Consider the following 937-nt stretch of genomic DNA (forward strand, 5'->3'; position numbering starts at 1 on the left):
GTTGCAAACTGTGATTCGGCAGAAGCGTTCGGGATATCTAATAGTCCAAACACCGATCCTGACAACGATGTAAATAACATCGCGCATGGTGGTAACGTCAATATCAACCCACCATTTTTAAGCGGTACGTATGTTGATGACTCATATATTTACAAGCCTGATTTTACTTTTTTCTATATTGGTAATGGTGCTAGCGGAGAACCAGCGCTGTACATGAAGAGCCTTCGTTACAACGCTATAAATACCGACTTTGGATCATTTGAAGTTGCTGAGGGGGTAGAAGATATGCAGCTGCTCTTCGGCGAGGATACTAACGGAAACCAAGCTGTTAACCGATACGTGACTGCGGATCTTGTAACGGACTGGAATTCGGTTTTGGCTGTTCGTTCATGTTTGGAAATTCGCTCTCAAGATAGAGCTGTTTCTGACGCGCAAACATACAAAGATTGTGCTGGTAATGATGTTACTGCTGCCGATGTGCGTTTCCGTAAAGCTTATCAAACGACCGTTGCGATTCGTAATCGAGTGAATTAGGAGAGTATCGTGAATAGAAACAAACAGCAGGGTGCTGCGCTTTTCGTCTCGTTAATCTTTTTGTTGATATTGACGGTTCTTGGTGTTGCATCAATGAACGACACCATTATGCAAGGAAAGATGGCTGCAGCGATCCAAGACGGAAATGTTGCCCTGCAAGGTGCTGAAACGGCTATTCGAGACGCAGAAACATTTCTTAATAATATTACCTCAACCGGCGGTTTTGATAATAGCAGTTGTTTGTATCAGGAGGGGGATGGCCCCGATCCTTTTGATGCGACAATCTGGGCATCTGCGGCGGGAGAGGATACATGCGAAGCGAGCGCGCTCGCAGGCCAGACGAATGCAGCACGCTACTTCATAGAGCAATCAGGTGGTGTTACGGATACCTCTACGGCAACGA

2 protein-coding genes are annotated in these 937 nt (G+C 45.9%); both read left to right on the plus strand.

What is annotated here, in order from left to right:
* A partial coding sequence (locus A3751_RS20005) for a PilW family protein (RefSeq protein ID WP_197466548.1) occupies positions 1-534 on the plus strand: 534 nt, incomplete at its 5' end.
* 9 nt (positions 535-543) lie between these two features.
* The coding region (locus A3751_RS20010; RefSeq protein WP_068458677.1) for a PilX N-terminal domain-containing pilus assembly protein at positions 544-937 on the plus strand (394 nt) is incomplete at its 3' end.

This window comes from Oleiphilus sp. HI0080 (assembly GCF_001635135.1).